The following is a 17,091-nucleotide window of genomic DNA, read 5'->3' as shown; positions in this document are numbered from 1 at the left end:
GGATGGCTCCAGTCTCGCGCCGGGTCTAAGATCAATCCAACGAATGTTTCTGATGTCACATATCTCGGAGATTGATGGATGTCCGCCTACCCGAGTATCGATACCGAAGTGTTGCGCACCTTCGTCGCCATCGCCGACCAGGGCGGTTTTACCCGCGCTGGCGAAATGGTCAACCGCACCCAGTCAGCCGTCAGCATGCAGATGAAACGACTGGAAGAAGATGTGCTGCAGCGCCAGTTGTTCCAGCGCGACGGACGGCAGGTGCGACTGACGGCCGAAGGCCAGGTGTTGTTGGGTTATGCGCGGCGGATCCTCAAGCTGCACAGTGAGGTCTTCAATACCCTGCGTGAGCCCGACATGATCGGCACAGTGCGCATCGGTACGCCGGACGATTATGTGATGCGATTCCTCCCGGGGATTCTGCGCCGATTTGCCCAGTCCTACCCGCTGATTCAGATAGAAGTGCACTGCGAATCATCGAAACAGCTGTTGATGCGACAAGATCTGGACCTGTCCATCGTGACCCGTGAACCGGGCAGCGAAATCGGCCAGCTGTTGCGCAAGGAACGCTTTGTCTGGGCCGAGGCGCAATGCTACAGCGCTCATGAGCAGACCCCGCTGCCGCTGGCGATGTTCAACAGTGATTGCTTCTGCCGCCAGTGGGCCTGCAATGCCCTGGATGCCCAGGGGCGCGATTACCGGGTGGCGTACAACAGCGACAGCCTGTCGGCGATCATGGCCGTGGTCAGCGCCGGCCTGGCAGTCACCGCGCAGCTTGAAAGCCTGATCACCGCGGACATGCGCATCCTCGGTGAAGCCGAAGACCTGCCGCTGCTGCCCGAAGCCAGCATCATGCTCGTGCGCAACCTGCATAACCCGTCACCGATCACCGAATGCCTGGCCGAACACATCGTTGAAGGCTTCAAACTTTGAAGGCGAGCATCACCGCACAGAACACCAGGAATCCACAAAACAGCCCGCGCAGCAGCCGCTCCGGCAAAGCGTGGGCAACTTTCACGCCCCAACTGATGCTCATCAGCCCCCCGACCGCCAAAGGTAAACCGATCACCCAACTGACCTGATGGTGCGCGGCGTAAGTCACCAGCGTCACCCCCGTACTCGGCAAGGCCAGCGCCAACGACAACCCCTGCGCAACCACCTGGCTGGTGCCGAACAGACTGGTCAGCACTGGTGTCGCCACCACCGCTCCCCCCACGCCGAACAACCCGCCCATCGTGCCGGATGCAGCGCCAAGCAGGCCCAGCCAGGGCCATGAGTAATTCATCTGCGAAGCCGCGGGTGCGCTCGCGACGAACATGCGAACGAGGTTGTACGCCGACAGCGCGATTAGAAAGGCGACAAAGCCTATGCGCATGGTTTGTGCATCAATGCCCACCGCCCAGATCGATCCGAGCCAGGCGAAGCAGAACCCCATGCTGGCCAGCGGTAACGCGTGGCGCAGTTCGATCCGGTTGCGCTGATGATAGCGCCACAGCGCCAGCATCACGTTCGGCACCACCATCACCAGCGCTGTGCCTTGGGCAATCTGCTGGTCGAGCCCGAACAGCACGCCCAGCAATGGAATGGCAATCAGGCCGCCGCCGATGCCAAACAACCCGCCGAGCGTGCCCAACGCAGCGCCGAACACCAGATACATCAAGAAATCAATCACAGCATTTTCCCCGTTGCTGTCAGGCCTTTGATCCTACGCAGTTGCTTCTAGCGCGGAAACGCACAGCGACGCACAATGGCTGTGCCAAATTCGCACAAGCGCAGACCCGCCATGAACCCCAATCAATTGACCGACCAATTGGCCTTGTTCCTTGATGTGCTGGAAACCGGTAGTTTTTCCGCCGCCTCGCGCCGTCATCCGATGACCCCTTCGGCCGTGGCAAGGCGTATCGACAGCCTGGAAAACGCGGTCGGCAGTCAGTTGTTCATCCGCAGCACTCATGCGGTACGCGCCACCCCGGCGGGATTGGCCTTTGCCGAGCGAGCACGGCGGATCGTCGCCGAGCTGCGCCTGGCCCGGGCCGAAGCGGTTTCCTTGAGCAGCGCGCCGGAAGGTCTGATCCGCATCGATGCACCAGCAGCCTTCGGGCGTCGGCACCTGGCACCGGTGATTGCCGATTTCCTCATGCTCTATCCGGGTCTCGACGTGCAACTGCACCTGATCGACAGTTTCGTCGACATGCAGGGCCAGAACCTTGGCAAGGTCGATCTGGTACTGCGCGCCGGGCAATTGGCCGATACCCGGCTGGTCGCCACGCCACTGGCGAGCATGGTGCGTATCGCTTGCGCCAGCCCTGATTATTTGCGGCGTCGCGGCGTGCCGACCGATCCGTCACAGCTGATCGAACACGACGGACTCGACTGGGATGGCCTGGCCCCGCTTTTCGCCTGGCGTTTCGAGCGGGACGGGCAAATGCAGTTGCACCGACCGGCGCGGGTCCGCATGAGCGCCAACAATGCCGAGGCACTGGTATGCGGCGCATTAGCCGGACTGGGTATCGCGCACCTGCCAACCTGGCTGGCCAGCGAGTACCTGTTGCGCGGTGAGTTGCTGCCGCTGTTCTGCGACAGCGGCCTGCAGAAACCGGAAAGCGCCGGCATCTATGCGTTGCGCCTGGAACAACAGCCCAACTCCCGCAGTCGATTGTTGCTGGAGTACCTGAAAACCCGCTTCAGCCCGGTTCCGCCCTGGGATCTGGAGCTGCAAACCCATTTGCAACGGCACTGATCAGAATTATCTGGCGCATTAAAGATTCGCCCGCTAGATTCCTGAGATCACAGATCAAGGCTTCGACATGACCACCGAGCGCAACACTCCGGACAACTGCGACAACCTGCTGCTGGACAATCAGGCCTGCTTCGCACTGCATTCCACTTCGCTGATGATGACCAAGGTCTACAAACCCTTGCTGCAAGCGCTGGGCCTGACCTACCCGCAATACCTGGCGATGATGGTGTTGTGGGAACGGGACGGTTTGACCGTAGGCGAAATCAGCACGCGGTTGCTGACCGACCCAGGCTCGTTGACACCGCTGCTCAAGCGCCTGGAAGCCGAAGGCCTGCTCAGCCGAACCCGCAGCCGTGAAGACGAGCGCGTAGTGATCGTCGAACTCACCGAACAGGGCCGGGCGTTGCGCGACAAGGCCCGCGATATTCCCCAGTGCATCCTCGGCGCCAGCGGGATGACTCTGGAGCGCCTGCAAAACCTGCAAGCGGAACTGCAAGCGCTGCGCAGCCACCTGCAAGACAGCCTGTAGTCTCCAATTCACCACAAATCCCCTGTGGGAGCGGCGGTGCGGCGATCCGACTTGCTCGCGAAAGCGGCTTGGCATTCAACACCTATGTTGACTGAAGCACCGCCTTCGCGAGCAAGCCCGCTCCCACATTTGTTTTGCGTTGGGCCGAAAAATCGGGTTCGCCATCTACTCCTGAAAAATTCCCCTCAAAAGCTCTAGTTCAATACTTCCAACCAAAACCACCCCATAGCCTTTGGCTTTTTTCAGGTTTCTTTGAAAATTTATCTTGCGCACTAAATATTAGAGCGATACATTTATTTCGCACTTACTTAGCGCGCAAACATTTAGCACAAATACACAAACCCTGAACGAGGCTTTCACCATGCAAACTCTCTACACCGCAATCGCAACTTCCACCGGTGGCCGTGACGGTCGTGCGGTTTCCAGTGACAACATCCTCGACGTAAAACTCGCCACTCCGAAAGAACTCGGCGGTGCTGGCGGCCCAGCCACCAACCCCGAGCAACTGTTTGCTGCCGGCTACTCCGCCTGCTTTATCGGCGCCCTGAAATTCGTGGCCAGCCAGACCAAGCGCAGCATCCCGAACGACGCTTCGATCACTGCCCACGTCGGCATCGGCCAGATCCCTGGTGGCTTCGGCCTGGACATCGACCTGCACATCAGCCTGCCGGGTCTGGAACAAGCCGATGCCCAAGCACTGGTCGACGCGGCCCACCAGGTCTGCCCGTACTCCAACGCCACCCGCGGCAACGTCGATGTGCGCCTGCACGTGACCGTCTGACCGCCAACCACTCAGGCCCGAACAGGAAACGAACATGAACACTTTCAGCAAAGTCTTGACCGGTACCCTTCTCGCCCTGTCGATCAACGGCGCATTCGCGGGTGATGGCGTTGAACACAACACCCAGGCGTTCCTCGATGTGCTGAATGCCGGCACCGGCAAACCGCTTGAACAGCTCGGCCCGAAAGATGCCCGCGCCGTGCTGGTGGGTGCGCAGGCCGGGGTGAAACTGACACTGCCAAAGGCCGATGTCAGCCAGAAGACCATTCAAGTCGACGGCCAACCGCTAAGCCTGACCATCGTCCGGCCGGCCGGGGTCAAGGGTGAGCTGCCCGTGTTCATGTTCTTCCATGGCGGCGGCTGGGTACTGGGAGACTTCCCGACCCACGAGCGGCTGGTGCGTGACCTGGTAACGGGTTCGGGTGCGGCGGCCGTGTTCGTGAACTACACGCCGTCGCCGGAAGCGCATTATCCGGTGGCGATCAATCAGGCTTACGCGGCGACCCGATGGGTGGCCGAGCACGGTAAAGAGATCAACGTCGATGGCAAGCGCCTGGCGGTGGCCGGCAACAGTGTCGGCGGCAACATGGCGGCCGTGGTTGCGCTGATGGCCAAGGACAAGGGCACACCGGCGATCAAATTCCAGGTGCTGTTGTGGCCGGTGACTGATGCCAGCTTCGAAACCGCGTCCTACAACCAGTTTGCCGAAGGGCACTTCCTCACCAAAAATGCGATGAAGTGGTTCTGGGACAACTACACCACCGACGCCAATCAGCGTAACGAGATCTACGCCTCCCCTCTGCGCGCGACCACCGCCCAGTTGAAGGGATTGCCTCCAGCGCTGGTGCAGACCGCCGGTGCCGACGTGTTGCGCGACGAAGGCGAAGCCTACGCCCGCAAACTGGACGAGGCCGGTGTGCCGGTCACTGCGGTTCGCTACAACGGCATGATCCACGACTACGGTTTGCTCAACGTGGTGAGCCAGGTGCCAGCGGTGCGTTCGGCGATGCTGCAGGCGTCTGAAGAACTGAAACAACACCTGAAGAAGTAACACCGCCCCACCCTGTAGGAGCGAGCTTGCTCGCGATGGACGCCCAGACAACGCGGGCATTCAGATAGCCCGCGTTATCGTTAACGACCATCGCGAGCAAGCTCGCTCCTACAGAGGGTCGAGTGTTTCAGGCACAAAAAAGCCCGACTCAATGGTCGGGCTTTTTCATTCCTGAAGCTGTGCTTATTTGGCACGGCCTTTGTAGGAACCGCCTTCGCGGGTATCAATCTCGATCATGTCGTCGATATTGATGAAGTCAGCAACCGACAGCTCGGTACCGTTCTTCAGTTTGGCAGGCTTCATCACCTTGCCGGAAGTGTCGCCGCGAGCGGAACCTTCGGTGTAGGCAACCTGACGCACGATGGTGGTCGGCAGTTCTACGGAAACCAGACGGCCTTCGAAGAACACGGCTTCGCAAACGTCGGTCATGCCTTCTTCAACGAACGGCAGAACGGCTTCGATGTCTTCGGCGTTCAGCTCGTACATGGTGTAGTCGGTGGTGTCCATGAACGTGTAGGAGTCACCGCTGATGAAGGACAGGGTCGCTTCTTTGCGATCCAGGATCACGTCGTCCAGCTTGTCGTCCGCACCGTATACGGTTTCGGTCTTGTAGCCGGTCAGCAGGTTCTTCAGCTTGGTCTTCATGATCGCGCTGTTACGACCGGACTTGGTGAATTCAGCTTTCTGAACCAGCCAAGGATCGTTGTCGATACGGATCACGGTACCGGGTTTGAGTTCTTTACCAGTTTTCATTGCGAATATCCGAATTTGGATGGGATTTACAAAAATCTAGGCCGCGTATCATATCCAATTTCCATAAAACTGTACCAGCGCCGTGGCAAGATCCGCCTGCAAGGCCTGTTCCAGACACCATGCCTCAGCGTGTTTTTCCAGCTCTGGCCAGTGTTTACGGGTGAATTGCCAGTGGTCGGTCATTTTCTCACCGGCGTTCCACGCCCGCCAGAGACCGCTGATCGCCTCCCGCGCCGGGTCCGAAAGCCCCTTTATATAGAGTTCGAGGAAGGCGTCGAGTTTGTCCAGATGGATATCTTCTTCCTGCCGGTAAATGTGCCACAAAAATGGCCGGCCGGCCCATTGTGCGCGCACAAAGGAGTCTTCGCCGCGCACGGCGTTGAAATCGCAGCACCACAGCAACCCGTCGTATTGGTCCTGACGGACGAATGGCAGTACTTGCACGGTCAAGGCTTCACGCACATGCACGGCACCGGCCGCCAGCCCCTCCACACCGAGCCAACGCTCGACATCGCCGAGAATCCGCCCTTCCGGTACCAGCAGATGAGTGGACGTCGAATCGCCTGCCATCGCATCGAGCCAACTGGCCAGCCCGGTGTTTTCGTAGGCAAACAATGAGATCAACTGCGCACCGGGCGCACGATCAATTCCCATACTTTGCAGGAATTCTCTTTGAGCCTGCGGGTCTTGCTGAAACTGCCGACGACGTTCAAGCAACCCGCGCTCGCGTATCAACCCGCCCGTGCCCTTCTGGAACCCCGGAAAGAAAAAGAACTTCTGTACGCTTTTGTACTTCACCGACGGCAGACCGTGACAGCCGATCACCCAGTCTTCGGCACTCAGGTAATCGAGGTTCATCCACAGCGGCGCCTTTTCCCTTTCGGCCATGGCGTCCATATAGGCGCTCGGCAATTGGCAGGCGAATGCGGCGATCACCACATCGGCGGCTTCCGTCGGCAGCCACTCGGCTGGCCATTGCCGCACTTCGACGCCTTGCTGCCACTGCTGCGCAGCGTGGATGTCGATTTCCGGGCAAAGGCGCTCGAATGCTCGCAGATCATCGACCCATAGACGTACCGCCAGTCCATGTTCGGCCACCAGTTGCCGGGCCAGTCGCCAGGTCACGCCGATGTCGCCGAAGTTATCGACCACGGTGCAAAAAATATCCCAGCGGGTTTTCAATTCAGGCATTCCAGGCTCCCGTTGGCAAAGGCGCCGATTGTCCGCATAAATTACCCCGTGCAGAAGAGCCGACGGCGATTATTCTTCATGCGACAATCACCGCTCTCCAGTGACCTTTCGCCATGAGGCAACCATGCCCCACCGCCCCGCTCCGCGCCGATCCTTCCCATTTCGTCTGAGCGCCCTGCAGTTGACCGGCAGCATCGCCCTCGGCATGTGGCTGGGATTCATTGCCATTGTGCTGACCTGCTGGCTCGCTTCGCGCTTGCTTTTCAGTGAACAACTGGCGCCTGTAGCGGCGGCTGTGGAGCAACTGGCCAAACCACCGATGGTGGTTCAACCGGTGCCGGACATCCCGCCCCAGAGCCCGCTGTTCGGGCAATACGAAGAAAACCTGCGCAAGAACGAGCAGCAGCAACGGCTCGATCAGGCCCGTAGCAGCAGTCGCAACCTGTCCAATCCAAGCTGTCAGTTCTGGCTGCAACAGGACCGGACTGCTCCCAGCGAAAAAAGCCGCGCCAACGTCCTGCAATTCTGCGATTGATCATGAATAAACACAGCGTCCACCAACTGATTCTCGACCGGCTACGGATCGATCTCGACATCGCCGAACGGGCCGCGCAAACCGCTTACGAAACGGCGACCCATGAAGAAAACATCGCCGAGAACAAGTACGACACCCTGGGGCTGGAGGCTTCGTATCTCGCGGCCGGACAAACCAGAAGGGTCGAGGAGATTCGCCAGTCACTGACCCTCTGCCAGAACCTGGCCCTGCGCCCGTATGACGATCAGCGGGGCATCGAAGTGGGTGCGTTGCTCGGGCTCGAGGACGAAAAGGGCCGCGAACAATGGCTGTTTCTCGCCCCCGATGCGGCCGGGCTGAAGGTCGATCTGGTGGGGCAACTGATTACCGTCATCACCCCGCGCTCACCGCTGGGCAAAAGCCTGCTGGGCAAGTTCGCGGGCGATGGGGTGGAGATCATGGTGGCGGGTGCTCGGCAACAGTTCGCTGTCACCGAGGTGGTTTAGGGCACTCTATCAGTGAACGGGCAGTTCGACGCCGTCGAACAGCTCTTCCAGTTCCTGCTTGTTGTGGCACTGAATGGCCTTGGCCATGACTTCGCGAGTAAGGTGCGGCGCGAACTTCTCGATGAAGTCGCACATGAAACCACGCAGGAAGGTGCCACGACGGAAGCCGATCTTGGTGATGCTGGACTCGAACAACTCACTGGCATCGAGCACGACCAGGTCGCTGTCGAGTTTGGGGTCGACGGCCATTTTCGCCACGATGCCCACGCCCAGCCCGAGGCGAACATAGGTCTTGATCACGTCAGCGTCGGCGGCGGTGAACACGACTTTCGGCGTCAGGCCACGATGACTGAACGCTTCGTCGAGTTTCGAACGGCCGGTAAAACCGAACACGTAGGTCACGATCGGGTATTCGGCCAGCGCTTCGAGGGTCAGCTTCGACAACTTGGTCAACGGATGGCCCTGAGGCACGACCACACAACGGTTCCAGCGGTAGCACGGCATCATGACCAGATCGCCGAACAGTTCGAGCGCCTCGGTGGCGATGGCGAAATCCACGGTGCCATCAGCGGCCATTTCGGCGATTTGCATCGGCGATCCCTGGTGCATGTGCAAGGCGACGTCCGGGTATTGCTTGATGAAATTGCTGATCACCGGCGGCAACGCATAACGCGCCTGGGTGTGGGTGGTGGCAATCGACAGGGTGCCTTTCTTCTCGTTGGAGAATTCCTGGGCGATCTGCTTGATGCTTTCAACCTTGCGCAGAATCTCGCCGGCGGTGGTGATGATGCGTTCACCGGCCGGGGTGACCCGGGTCAGGTGCTTGCCACTGCGAGCAAAAACCTCGACGCCCAGTTCATCTTCCAGCAGACGGATCTGTTTACTGATGCCCGGTTGAGAGGTGTAAAGGCTTTGGGCTGTAGCGGAAACGTTGAGGTCGTGGTGCGCCACTTCCCAGATGTAGCGCAATTGTTGAAGCTTCATATGAATCCCTCAAAGCAGGTAGACGCCACGGGCATCAGCGACGGTATATAACTATATTAATGGCATGAAGAATAAATCTAGAACTTTTTTATCAGACTGCCACTATTCGTGTTCTAGAGATCCCCTTGGCGGCGACGTTGCACCAGCGGCACCAGATAGACCGGCACCTTGGACAGTTGCAACACGCGGGCGGCGGTTCGGCCCAAAGGCGTTTCCGCACCGGCACCGTGGCTGTGACTTCCTACGATCAACAAATCCACGGAGAGTTTCTGCGCCTGGTCCAAAATCACCTGCGATGGGTCGCCCTGCAACACCCGTACCGCCTGAATCCGCTCCAGGTCGTGCTCCCCTTCATCCCCCAGCTCCTCACGAAAACTGTCGAGCACCCGCTGTTCGATACTGGCAATCACCGTATTCAGGCCCTGGCTGTGAAACTCATTCAGCGCCTGCTCATCGAGATAGCTTTGCAGCACCGATTCGGCAAACAACCCCATGGGTTCAACCGCATGCACGACATACAAATTGGCATTGAAGGTCCGGGCCAGCTCCAGGGCATGCTGCATCACCACGGGCGCGTACAGGCCAAGGTCTGTGGCATACAGCATCGAACGAATCATATGACCTCCTCAACTGCCAACATGGCGGAGATTTGATTCAGCTTAGCAGTGCCTTGGCGACTGCGACGTCCGGCGCAACGCATTGAATGGCGGGCTTAAACCTTTTGCTCATTGCTTATGCCATGTGGCACGTGACCGGTGGCGACGACTTCACGGGCCAATTCACAGTGACCGGCCTGATCGTCGAAAAACACATCGGCCGCGAAGGCTTCGAGAAAGGCTGACTTGGTCAGGCCGCCAAGGAACAGCGACTCGTCGAGACGGATGTCCCATTCGCGCAACGTGCGAATGACCCGCTCATGGGCCGGCGCCGATCGCGCCGTGACCAGCGCGGTGCGGATCGGACAGGCGTCCTCCGGGAACTCACGCTGCAACAGATTGAGAGCCGCAAGAAAGCCCTTGAACGGCCCTCCGCGCAACGGCTCGCGGGCGGCCTCACGCTCGCTGGCCTGGAACGCTTCCAGACCACCGGCCTGATAAATGCGCTCCGACTCATCGGAAAACAGCACCGCGTCTCCGTCGAAGGCAATGCGCAGCTCGTCGCTGGCCGCACGGCTGGCACCACCCGACAGAATGGTCGCTGCCGCGAAACCGGCGTCCAGTGCATTGCGTACGTCTTCGGCGTGGGTCGAGAGAAACAGGTCGCAGCCAAAGGCCTTGAGGTAGGGATACGGACTGCGCCCGCCGACAAATGCCGCACGAGAAATCGCCAGTCCGTAGTGGTCAATCGAGTTGAACACCCGCAGCCCGGTGTCGGCGCTGTTGCGCGACACCAGAATCACCTCGACCCGGGCGCGGCCGAGGCTGTTGTTGAGGTTCAGGAGTTTCTGCACCAATGGAAAGGCATCGCCGGGCTGGAGGATCTCGTCTTCGTGTTCGATCTGATACTGCCGGTAGGCTTCGACGCCGCTCGACAGATAGACCTTGTGGCTTTCGCTCAGGTCGAACAGCGCCCGCGAAGAAATCGCCAGCACCAGCTTGTCGTCAATTGTCTTCGGCATGCCCTTCCCCCTCAGGTCGGTCGATTCAGGTGTTGCGTCGATCAATGAAACTCAAGCTGCGATATAAAGCCTCGATGCGCGGCATTTCATACCCCGCGGCCTTGGCTGCCGCCAGTGGCCGGGCGTAGATTGCGGCCAGCTCCAACGGCCGCTTGTGCAGGAAATCGTGATACATGCTCGGCCAGTAGTCGGGCATTTTTTCGGTGACCATGAACAAGTGCTCGGCATACCCCGCCGGTACATCGTGCCCGCACGCGACTGCGCCTTGCACCACTTCGGCCATCAGCGCCTTGATCAGTTCGCGACTGTCGGCATCCGCCATCAACGGTGTGGTGCTCGCTCCCAACAAAACCGATAGCCCGTTGTAAGGGATATTCCAGACCAGTTTTTGCCAACGCGCCTGATGCAGGTTCGCCATGGCCTGGGAATCGAGGCCGGCGCTGCGGAACAGACCGACGCCCTCCTCGACGATTGCGCTACGCGTCGGCCCATCGGCGGGACCGCTGTGATAACCGACATGCACCGCGCCCAGCGCCTGGTGGGTGATGACGCCCGGCGCCTCACGATGGACGCAGATGTAGCAGAGCCCGCCAAGCACATGCAGCGAATCGGGGAGCAACTCGCGCAGGCTGTCTTCAACGTCCAGGCCGTTTTGCAACAGCAGTACCTTGGCGTTCGGTGCCGCCGCCTGCAGGATGGCGGGTGCCAGGCCTGCATTGCTGGTGGTTTTCGCGCCCACCAGCAGCCAGTCGCAGGGCGGCATGTCCTCGGCGTTCGAATAAGCCTGCACCGGGTTCAACGTAAGTGCGCCGTGGGGCGCGCTATCGACTCGCAACCCATGCCCGGCCACCGCGGAGAATTCGCTGCGCAGCAGAAAATGCACATCAAAACCGGCACGCGCCAGCATCACCCCGTAGAAACCGCCGATTGCGCCGGTCCCTATAATGCCGATCGTCGGCCTGGCAACTGTCCCCATCATGGCAACTCCTCTGCTGTTCGACTCAGCGCCTGGCGCACGGCCCGATTGAGCTCGGTGTCGGTCAGACGCGATTTCAGTGCTCCGAAGAATTCGCCGTCGCGCACAACAAACAGCGCCGGCAAGTGAAAGACCTGATAACGCTCGACCACCCCGCCGTTATTGCCGGCATCGATCCAGCACAGTCGATCGACTGCCAGATCGAGTACCGGCAATTGCTCACGGGCAAAACGGCAACCGGCGCAGCCGACACTGGTGAAAATAACCAGCGAAACACCGCTCATCGCCAGCAGCCGTTGGTCGGCGTCAAAATCGGTCAGTTCCAATTCGACCACTATACTGGGGAGAACAATGTCAGATGGCCGACACATGGAGTCTGTGTTCATGGGACGTTTTATTCCTCACCCTGACGATGTGCCCGTCGAATTAACGTTGCTGAAACCTGAGTGTATTTCGCGACGACAGCTGCACACTATCAGTCTCGGGGGCATGGCTTGCAATTATCACCGCGCGTGGCGCTACGGCACCGCACTGGAAGTCCGCATGCCGACCGTGAACCCGGACATGCGCTATCTGGGCTATGTCGCCTGGTGCCTGCGGCGCAAACGCGGTTATCTGGTGGGTATCGCCTTCGTTGATGAACAAATGCTGTTCAGCGCCCGAATGGGCGAGCAGGTGTGCCAGATCGAGCGCTACTGCCGCCTGCATGACGCCCACGACGACTTGCAGGATATCCAGGCCCTGGCTCTGGAATGGGTCCAGGAGCATGCCGACGAGTTCTCTCACGAATCGGTACGCAAGGCTTTTGCCGAGCCTGTGCCGGATTAGGGGCATTGCCCAGGGTTTGCCGGTCACGTTGGGGAAACTGAGCGAGAATGGCCCCTAAACCGGTGTCTGCCCATTGTCGAGCCACGGTGTAACGCGCTAAGGTTCGGCTTCCCGACGCGCTTAATTTGCTGTGCTCCGCCGCGCGGGTTCGCTGGCGGCCGGCACCCGTGACCTGACGAGTAAACGATGGCTGATTTACCGATCAACGACCTAAACGTCGCCTCCAACGAGACACTGATCACTCCCGATCAGCTCAAGCGCGATATTCCCCTGAGCGACGCCGCACTGCGCACCGTCACCAAGGGCCGCGAAGTCATTCGCAACATTCTGGATGGCACCGACCACCGCCTGTTCGTCGTCATCGGGCCTTGCTCGATCCACGACATCAAGGCCGCCCACGAATATGCCGACCGCCTGAAGGTTCTCGCTGCCGAAGTGTCCGATACCCTGTATCTGGTCATGCGCGTGTATTTCGAGAAGCCACGTACCACCGTCGGCTGGAAAGGCTTGATCAACGACCCGTACCTGGATGACTCGTTCAAGATCCAGGACGGCTTGCACATCGGTCGCCAGTTGCTGCTGGACCTGGCCGAAAAAGGCCTGCCAACCGCTACCGAAGCCCTCGACCCGATCTCCCCGCAATACTTGCAGGACCTGATCAGCTGGTCGGCCATCGGCGCGCGTACCACCGAATCCCAGACTCACCGTGAAATGGCGTCCGGCCTGTCCTCGGCCGTCGGTTTCAAGAACGGCACCGATGGCGGCCTGACCGTAGCGATCAACGCCTTGCAGTCGGTTTCCAGCCCGCACCGCTTCCTGGGCATCAACCAGGAAGGCGGCGTGTCGATCGTGACCACCAAGGGCAACGCCTACGGTCACGTGGTGCTGCGCGGCGGCAACGGCAAGCCGAACTACGATTCGGTCAGCGTTGCGCTCTGCGAGCAGGCGCTGAACAAGGCGAAAATCAAGCCGAACATCATGGTCGATTGCAGTCACGCCAACTCCAACAAGGATCCGGCGTTGCAACCGCTGGTGATGGAAAACGTCGCCAACCAGATCCTCGAAGGCAACAAGTCGATCATCGGCCTGATGGTTGAAAGCCACCTGAACTGGGGCTGCCAGGCAATCCCGAAAGACCTCGCCGACCTGCAGTACGGCGTGTCGATCACCGACGCCTGCATCGACTGGACCGCGACCGAAAACACCTTGCGCAGCATGCATGCCAAGCTCAAGGATGTGCTGCCCAAACGCGATCGCAACTGATCGCCTGATTGGCCGCACAAAAAGCGCAGACAAAAAAACGCCGGGCAGAACCCGGCGTTTTTTCATGCATTCGTTTTATTGAAGGTCACTGGCTCAGCTTGGCCGCATGCCGCTGGTGACGCTCCATGTAGCGCTCGACGTAGGAGCACGATGGAATGACGGTGTAGCCCATTTCCTCAGCGTACTCCAGCGCCTTCTCGGTCAAGGCTGCTGCAATACCGCGACCACGCAATGCGTTGGGCACGAAGGTGCGATAGATATCCAGGGTCTGCTTCCCCAGATCCATATAGGTCAGATAGGCACGATGACCGTCCACAATGGTCTCGAACTGATGACCAGCCTGGTCATGGTGGATGGACAACGCCTCGCTCATCACTACTCCTCGCGGGTCTGGATTTCCGACCCCTACCTTACCGATGTTTTTCCGGCGAAGGAACATCTACGCCACCCCGTGCCAGAATGGACACCGAGAAGAGCTGCACCGATCTCGCGCTACCGGGCACGTACAAATAGTAGGCACCATTGACAGAAATGCTCAAGGTACGCTCGTCATCATGCAGGTTGGCGGGTGCTGCTCCGGATCACGCAGGAATGGCTTGACCGAAGGTCGCTCCGGGTCGATAGCCTGAACATTGCCGGATGTTGAGACTTAAGACGAGCGCCCGCTGTTAAAGTCACCTGAACATCGAGAAAGATATTGGGAGGCGCTACGCAAAAGCCGAACAAAAGTGTAGACGAATCCATATAGGCGACTTTAGCCAGACTGGGAAAAAGAGCGATGTGCCGAAGGAACTTTTTCTCGCCTGCTCGCTCAGCCACGGGCCTTGCAGCTGGATATTTTTTAAACAGTTCAGTTAAAAGTTGCTCGAAAAAGAATCAACGCCTACAATTTTTTTTGCTTCTTGCGTCACGTCAGTTTTACTTACTACAAGTAATGGGTAGTATGTACGCCGGCTATTTCCTCAATCGGAGGAGATAGCTACTTAATAGAAAGTCCTTGAAGGGGAACACGATGAACAACGTTCTGAAATTCTCTGCTCTGGCTCTGGCCGCAGTTCTGGCTACCGGTTGCAGCAGCGCATCGAAAGAAACCGAAGCACGTCTGACCGCTACTGAAGACGCAGCTGCTCGCTCCCAGGCTCGTGCAGACGAAGCTTACCGTAAAGCTGATGAAGCTCTGGCTGCTGCTCAAAAAGCACAACAGACTGCTGACGAAGCTAACGAGCGTGCTCTGCGCATGCTGGACAAAGCTAGCCGCAAGTAATAATCCTTCGGGATTGTTATCAAGCCGATCCATTTTTTGGGTCGGCTTTTTTATTGCCCGGGGTTTCTCCAGGCAATAAAAAACCCGTCGACACGGTCCGCGTCGACGGGTTCTTTGCAAGCGTTACTGCATCGGGTCGATCGGCGTGCTCGACACCATCGGTGCAATGCCGTTGCCCGGCACGGCGATCTCCACCGGCAGGCCGTCTTCAGCGGCAACCACATCACGCACCACATCCCAGTTCATGCGCAGGTTGTTGGTGATGTCTTCACGCTTGAGCATCGCATTGATGACCGCGGTGTGCTTGTCGACCACCGACGGGTTGCCCTTGTCGTCCAGCGGCGTATGCGCCTCCAGGTAGACCTTGCCGCCACTCATGCCAAACTTGTACGGGTCGTTGATGATCCGTACCGACGTACCGACCGGCACCATGCCCGCCATTTCCAGCACGTTGTTGTTGAACATGCGGAAGCAACCGTGGCTGGTCCGCATGCCAATACCGAACTTCTTGTTCGAGCCGTGGATCAGGTAGCCCGGAGTGCCCAGGGTGAACTTGAACGGCCCCAGCGGGTTGTCAGGGCCGGCCGGCACGACATTGGGCAGCGGATCACCGTCTGCCGCGTGCTCGGCCTTGATCGAAGCCGGAGGCGTCCAGGTCGGATTAGGTGTCTTGGCGGTGATGCTGGTGTGGGCAATTGGCGAGCCCCAGCCTTCACGACCAATCCCCAATGGGAACGTGTACACCACGTTCTTGCCTTTCGGGTAGTAGTAGAGGCGGTACTCGGCCAGGTTGATCACGATGCCTTCACGCGGGCCTGGTGGCAGGATGAAGCGGGTCGGCAGAATGATTTCCGTGCCGGCGCCAGGCAACCATGCATCGACACCCGGGTTGGCCGCGACCATTTCCGTGTAGCCCAGATCGTAGGCAGTACCAAGGTCGGCGAAGGTATCTTCGTACTTGGCCTTGATCACCTGCACCTGGCCGATGATGTCCTCACCGGGCGGTGGCAGGGGAAACTCCAATGCTGCAACGGGACCGGCCACAAAAAGGGCGGCGAGAGTCAGGCAGCGGGTGACGGCAGGAAAGCGCGACAACATCCGGAAAATCCTTCGCATGATCAACTGAGATATAAGAAAGCGATTGTACACCGCTGTCTGTTATTTCGGGGAGACCAGCCGATTGCAGGCGATGCAAGGCGATTTTGCGATTGTCCACGGTCCTGTGTGGGAGCGAGCCTGCTCACGAAGGCGGTGTGTTGGGCGACGTGTTTTTTACTGGTGTACATATCCGGTTCTACGGCAACGGCCACTTAAGGTTCCGCCTTTACGGCGGGTTACTTGGAAAAGCGGAGCGCCGCCCGGCCCCAAGTAACCAAGGGCTCTTGCCCCTGACGTTCGGTGCCTCGCCAAGGCTCGGCATTCCCTCGCTCCGGTCCTGCTCCGTGGGCCCGCCGCGATCGGCCATCCATGGCCGTACGCGGCTAACCCGGCATCCATGCCGGGTTGCCCACTGCGCAGAACCGGAACGAAGCCTCTCGAGGGGGCAAGAAGATCAAAAGCCAAAGCGAGGCGGCCTCCGGGCCGACCTGATCGCGATTGAACGCGTTCCCCCTGTAGGAGCGAGCCTGCTCGCGAAAAACGCCAGGACACCGTGGGGATTCAGACAGCCCGCGTTATCGTTGACGACCATCGCGAGCAAGCTCGCTCCTACAGAAGAGAGAAGAGCAGAGCAAAAGCAGGGCCGCGTACACCCACGCTCCTCACCACTCAACAGGCCGAGCGTTAGCTCGCCTGCCGCTCTTGATCTTGATCCACCCGCCCCCTCGGCAGGCTGAGCGGAGGTGTTCATCCGGGGATGGGCGCGCAGCGCCGTTCGACGCAGTCGAACTCATTGCATGCAGGTCGCGCGAAGCCGACCGGAGGGCAATGCCCCCGGATGGACACCGGAGCGAAGGAACCCCGAGCCCAAGCGAGGGGCCGGACGTTCGGGGCGAGCGTTTTTTTGCTTACTTTTTTTAGGCGCTTGTAAAAAAAGTGAGTCGCCGTAAGGGCGAAACCATCAGCCGCCATTGCCGAAGAAACGGATATGTACA

20 protein-coding genes are annotated in these 17,091 nt (G+C 59.3%); 10 read left to right on the top strand and 10 right to left on the bottom strand.

Translation table 11 applies throughout. The features are described 5' to 3' along the window. The first annotated feature begins 78 nt into the window (after positions 1-78). The gene (locus ACEN8Q_RS31540; protein WP_413427930.1) at positions 79-933 is read left to right on the top strand and encodes a LysR substrate-binding domain-containing protein; all 855 of its coding nucleotides are present in this window, start codon (positions 79-81) and stop codon (positions 931-933) included. Here the strand turns inward: ACEN8Q_RS31540 and ACEN8Q_RS31535 are convergent. Continuing rightward, positions 923-1,672: a sulfite exporter TauE/SafE family protein gene (locus tag ACEN8Q_RS31535; protein ID WP_413427929.1), complete on the bottom strand. Its 750-nt coding sequence runs from the start codon at positions 1,670-1,672 to the stop codon at positions 923-925. The two genes, ACEN8Q_RS31540 and ACEN8Q_RS31535, sit on opposite strands and share 11 nt — an antisense overlap. A 111-nt stretch (positions 1,673-1,783) precedes the next feature. Between ACEN8Q_RS31535 and ACEN8Q_RS31530 the strand changes: the two genes are divergently transcribed. From ACEN8Q_RS31530 to ACEN8Q_RS31515, 4 genes are all read left to right on the top strand, one after another. Beyond that, positions 1,784-2,740: a LysR family transcriptional regulator gene (locus ACEN8Q_RS31530; protein ID WP_413704227.1), complete on the top strand. Its 957-nt coding sequence runs from the start codon at positions 1,784-1,786 to the stop codon at positions 2,738-2,740. Between the two features lie 67 nt (positions 2,741-2,807). Beyond that, positions 2,808-3,269, top strand: coding sequence for a MarR family winged helix-turn-helix transcriptional regulator (locus tag ACEN8Q_RS31525; RefSeq protein WP_085715321.1), 462 nt, complete (start codon positions 2,808-2,810; stop codon positions 3,267-3,269). Between the two features lie 361 nt (positions 3,270-3,630). Then, positions 3,631-4,050: an organic hydroperoxide resistance protein gene (locus ACEN8Q_RS31520; protein WP_413427928.1), complete on the top strand. Its 420-nt coding sequence runs from the start codon at positions 3,631-3,633 to the stop codon at positions 4,048-4,050. Positions 4,051-4,084: 34 nt separating this feature from the next. Next, positions 4,085-5,101: an alpha/beta hydrolase gene (locus ACEN8Q_RS31515; RefSeq protein WP_413427927.1), complete on the top strand. Its 1,017-nt coding sequence runs from the start codon at positions 4,085-4,087 to the stop codon at positions 5,099-5,101. A 183-nt stretch (positions 5,102-5,284) separates the two neighbouring features. Here ACEN8Q_RS31515 and ACEN8Q_RS31510 read toward each other — a convergent pair whose 3' ends face one another. Both ACEN8Q_RS31510 and earP read right to left on the bottom strand, forming a co-directional pair. After that, positions 5,285-5,854 carry an elongation factor P gene (locus ACEN8Q_RS31510; protein ID WP_007983530.1) on the bottom strand — a complete coding sequence of 190 codons (570 nt, stop codon included), beginning with the start codon at positions 5,852-5,854 and terminating at the stop codon, positions 5,285-5,287. Positions 5,855-5,902: 48 nt separating this feature from the next. Further along, a complete protein-coding gene (earP, locus tag ACEN8Q_RS31505; protein ID WP_413427926.1) occupies positions 5,903-7,045 on the bottom strand; it encodes an elongation factor P maturation arginine rhamnosyltransferase EarP in 1,143 nt (380 codons plus the stop codon). Positions 7,046-7,169: 124 nt separating this feature from the next. On the opposite strand from earP, the gene ACEN8Q_RS31500 reads away from it, so the two are divergent. Further along, positions 7,170-7,580 (top strand): hypothetical protein, encoded by a 411-nt coding sequence (locus ACEN8Q_RS31500; RefSeq protein ID WP_413704226.1) that lies wholly within the window; start codon positions 7,170-7,172, stop codon positions 7,578-7,580. Between the two features lie 2 nt (positions 7,581-7,582). Continuing rightward, positions 7,583-8,065, top strand: a complete 483-nt coding sequence (locus ACEN8Q_RS31495; protein ID WP_413704225.1) for a transcription elongation factor GreAB — start codon at positions 7,583-7,585, stop codon at positions 8,063-8,065. A 9-nt stretch (positions 8,066-8,074) separates the two neighbouring features. Here the strand turns inward: ACEN8Q_RS31495 and cysB are convergent, their stop codons facing one another. The 5 genes from cysB to ACEN8Q_RS31470 form a co-directional block, all read right to left on the bottom strand. Then, positions 8,075-9,049, bottom strand: a complete 975-nt coding sequence (gene cysB / locus ACEN8Q_RS31490) for an HTH-type transcriptional regulator CysB (RefSeq protein ID WP_008023282.1) — start codon at positions 9,047-9,049, stop codon at positions 8,075-8,077. A gap of 113 nt (positions 9,050-9,162) precedes the next feature. Next, a complete protein-coding gene (locus ACEN8Q_RS31485) occupies positions 9,163-9,666 on the bottom strand; it encodes a universal stress protein (protein WP_008023285.1) in 504 nt (167 codons plus the stop codon). 95 nt (positions 9,667-9,761) lie between these two features. Further along, positions 9,762-10,667 (bottom strand): 5'-nucleotidase, encoded by a 906-nt coding sequence (locus tag ACEN8Q_RS31480; protein ID WP_008023286.1) that lies wholly within the window; start codon positions 10,665-10,667, stop codon positions 9,762-9,764. A gap of 25 nt (positions 10,668-10,692) precedes the next feature. Beyond that, entirely contained in the window at positions 10,693-11,646 is a 954-nt protein-coding gene (locus tag ACEN8Q_RS31475; RefSeq protein WP_413704224.1) for a putative 2-dehydropantoate 2-reductase, read from the bottom strand. After that, positions 11,643-12,029 (bottom strand): thioredoxin family protein, encoded by a 387-nt coding sequence (locus ACEN8Q_RS31470; RefSeq protein ID WP_413427922.1) that lies wholly within the window; start codon positions 12,027-12,029, stop codon positions 11,643-11,645. Before ACEN8Q_RS31470 ends, ACEN8Q_RS31475 begins: the two co-directional genes overlap by 4 nt. Between ACEN8Q_RS31470 and ACEN8Q_RS31465 the strand changes: the two genes are divergently transcribed. Together ACEN8Q_RS31465 and ACEN8Q_RS31460 are read left to right on the top strand one after the other, a co-directional pair. Further along, a complete protein-coding gene (locus tag ACEN8Q_RS31465; protein WP_413427921.1) occupies positions 12,028-12,471 on the top strand; it encodes a PilZ domain-containing protein in 444 nt (147 codons plus the stop codon). The genes ACEN8Q_RS31470 and ACEN8Q_RS31465 overlap by 2 nt on opposite strands. A 186-nt stretch (positions 12,472-12,657) precedes the next feature. Next, positions 12,658-13,734, top strand: a complete 1,077-nt coding sequence (locus ACEN8Q_RS31460) for a 3-deoxy-7-phosphoheptulonate synthase (RefSeq protein WP_413427920.1) — start codon at positions 12,658-12,660, stop codon at positions 13,732-13,734. An 85-nt stretch (positions 13,735-13,819) separates the two neighbouring features. On the opposite strand, the gene ACEN8Q_RS31455 is transcribed toward ACEN8Q_RS31460, so the two are convergent. Next, on the bottom strand, positions 13,820-14,107 hold the full coding sequence (locus tag ACEN8Q_RS31455) for a GNAT family N-acetyltransferase (protein WP_057397257.1): 288 nt from the start codon (positions 14,105-14,107) through the stop codon (positions 13,820-13,822). Positions 14,108-14,746: 639 nt separating this feature from the next. Here ACEN8Q_RS31455 and oprI point away from each other — a divergent pair. Further along, a complete protein-coding gene (oprI, locus tag ACEN8Q_RS31450; RefSeq protein WP_003199355.1) occupies positions 14,747-14,998 on the top strand; it encodes an outer membrane lipoprotei OprI in 252 nt (83 codons plus the stop codon). Between the two features lie 123 nt (positions 14,999-15,121). On the opposite strand, the gene ACEN8Q_RS31445 is transcribed toward oprI, so the two are convergent. Beyond that, positions 15,122-16,096, bottom strand: a complete 975-nt coding sequence (locus tag ACEN8Q_RS31445) for a L,D-transpeptidase family protein (protein WP_413427919.1) — start codon at positions 16,094-16,096, stop codon at positions 15,122-15,124. Positions 16,097-17,091: the final 995 nt, after the last annotated feature.

This window comes from Pseudomonas sp. Pseusp16, assembly GCF_047324915.1.
Lineage (GTDB): Bacteria > Pseudomonadota > Gammaproteobacteria > Pseudomonadales > Pseudomonadaceae > Aquipseudomonas > Aquipseudomonas fluorescens_CD.
This window is presented reverse-complemented; position numbering and strand designations above follow the sequence as displayed.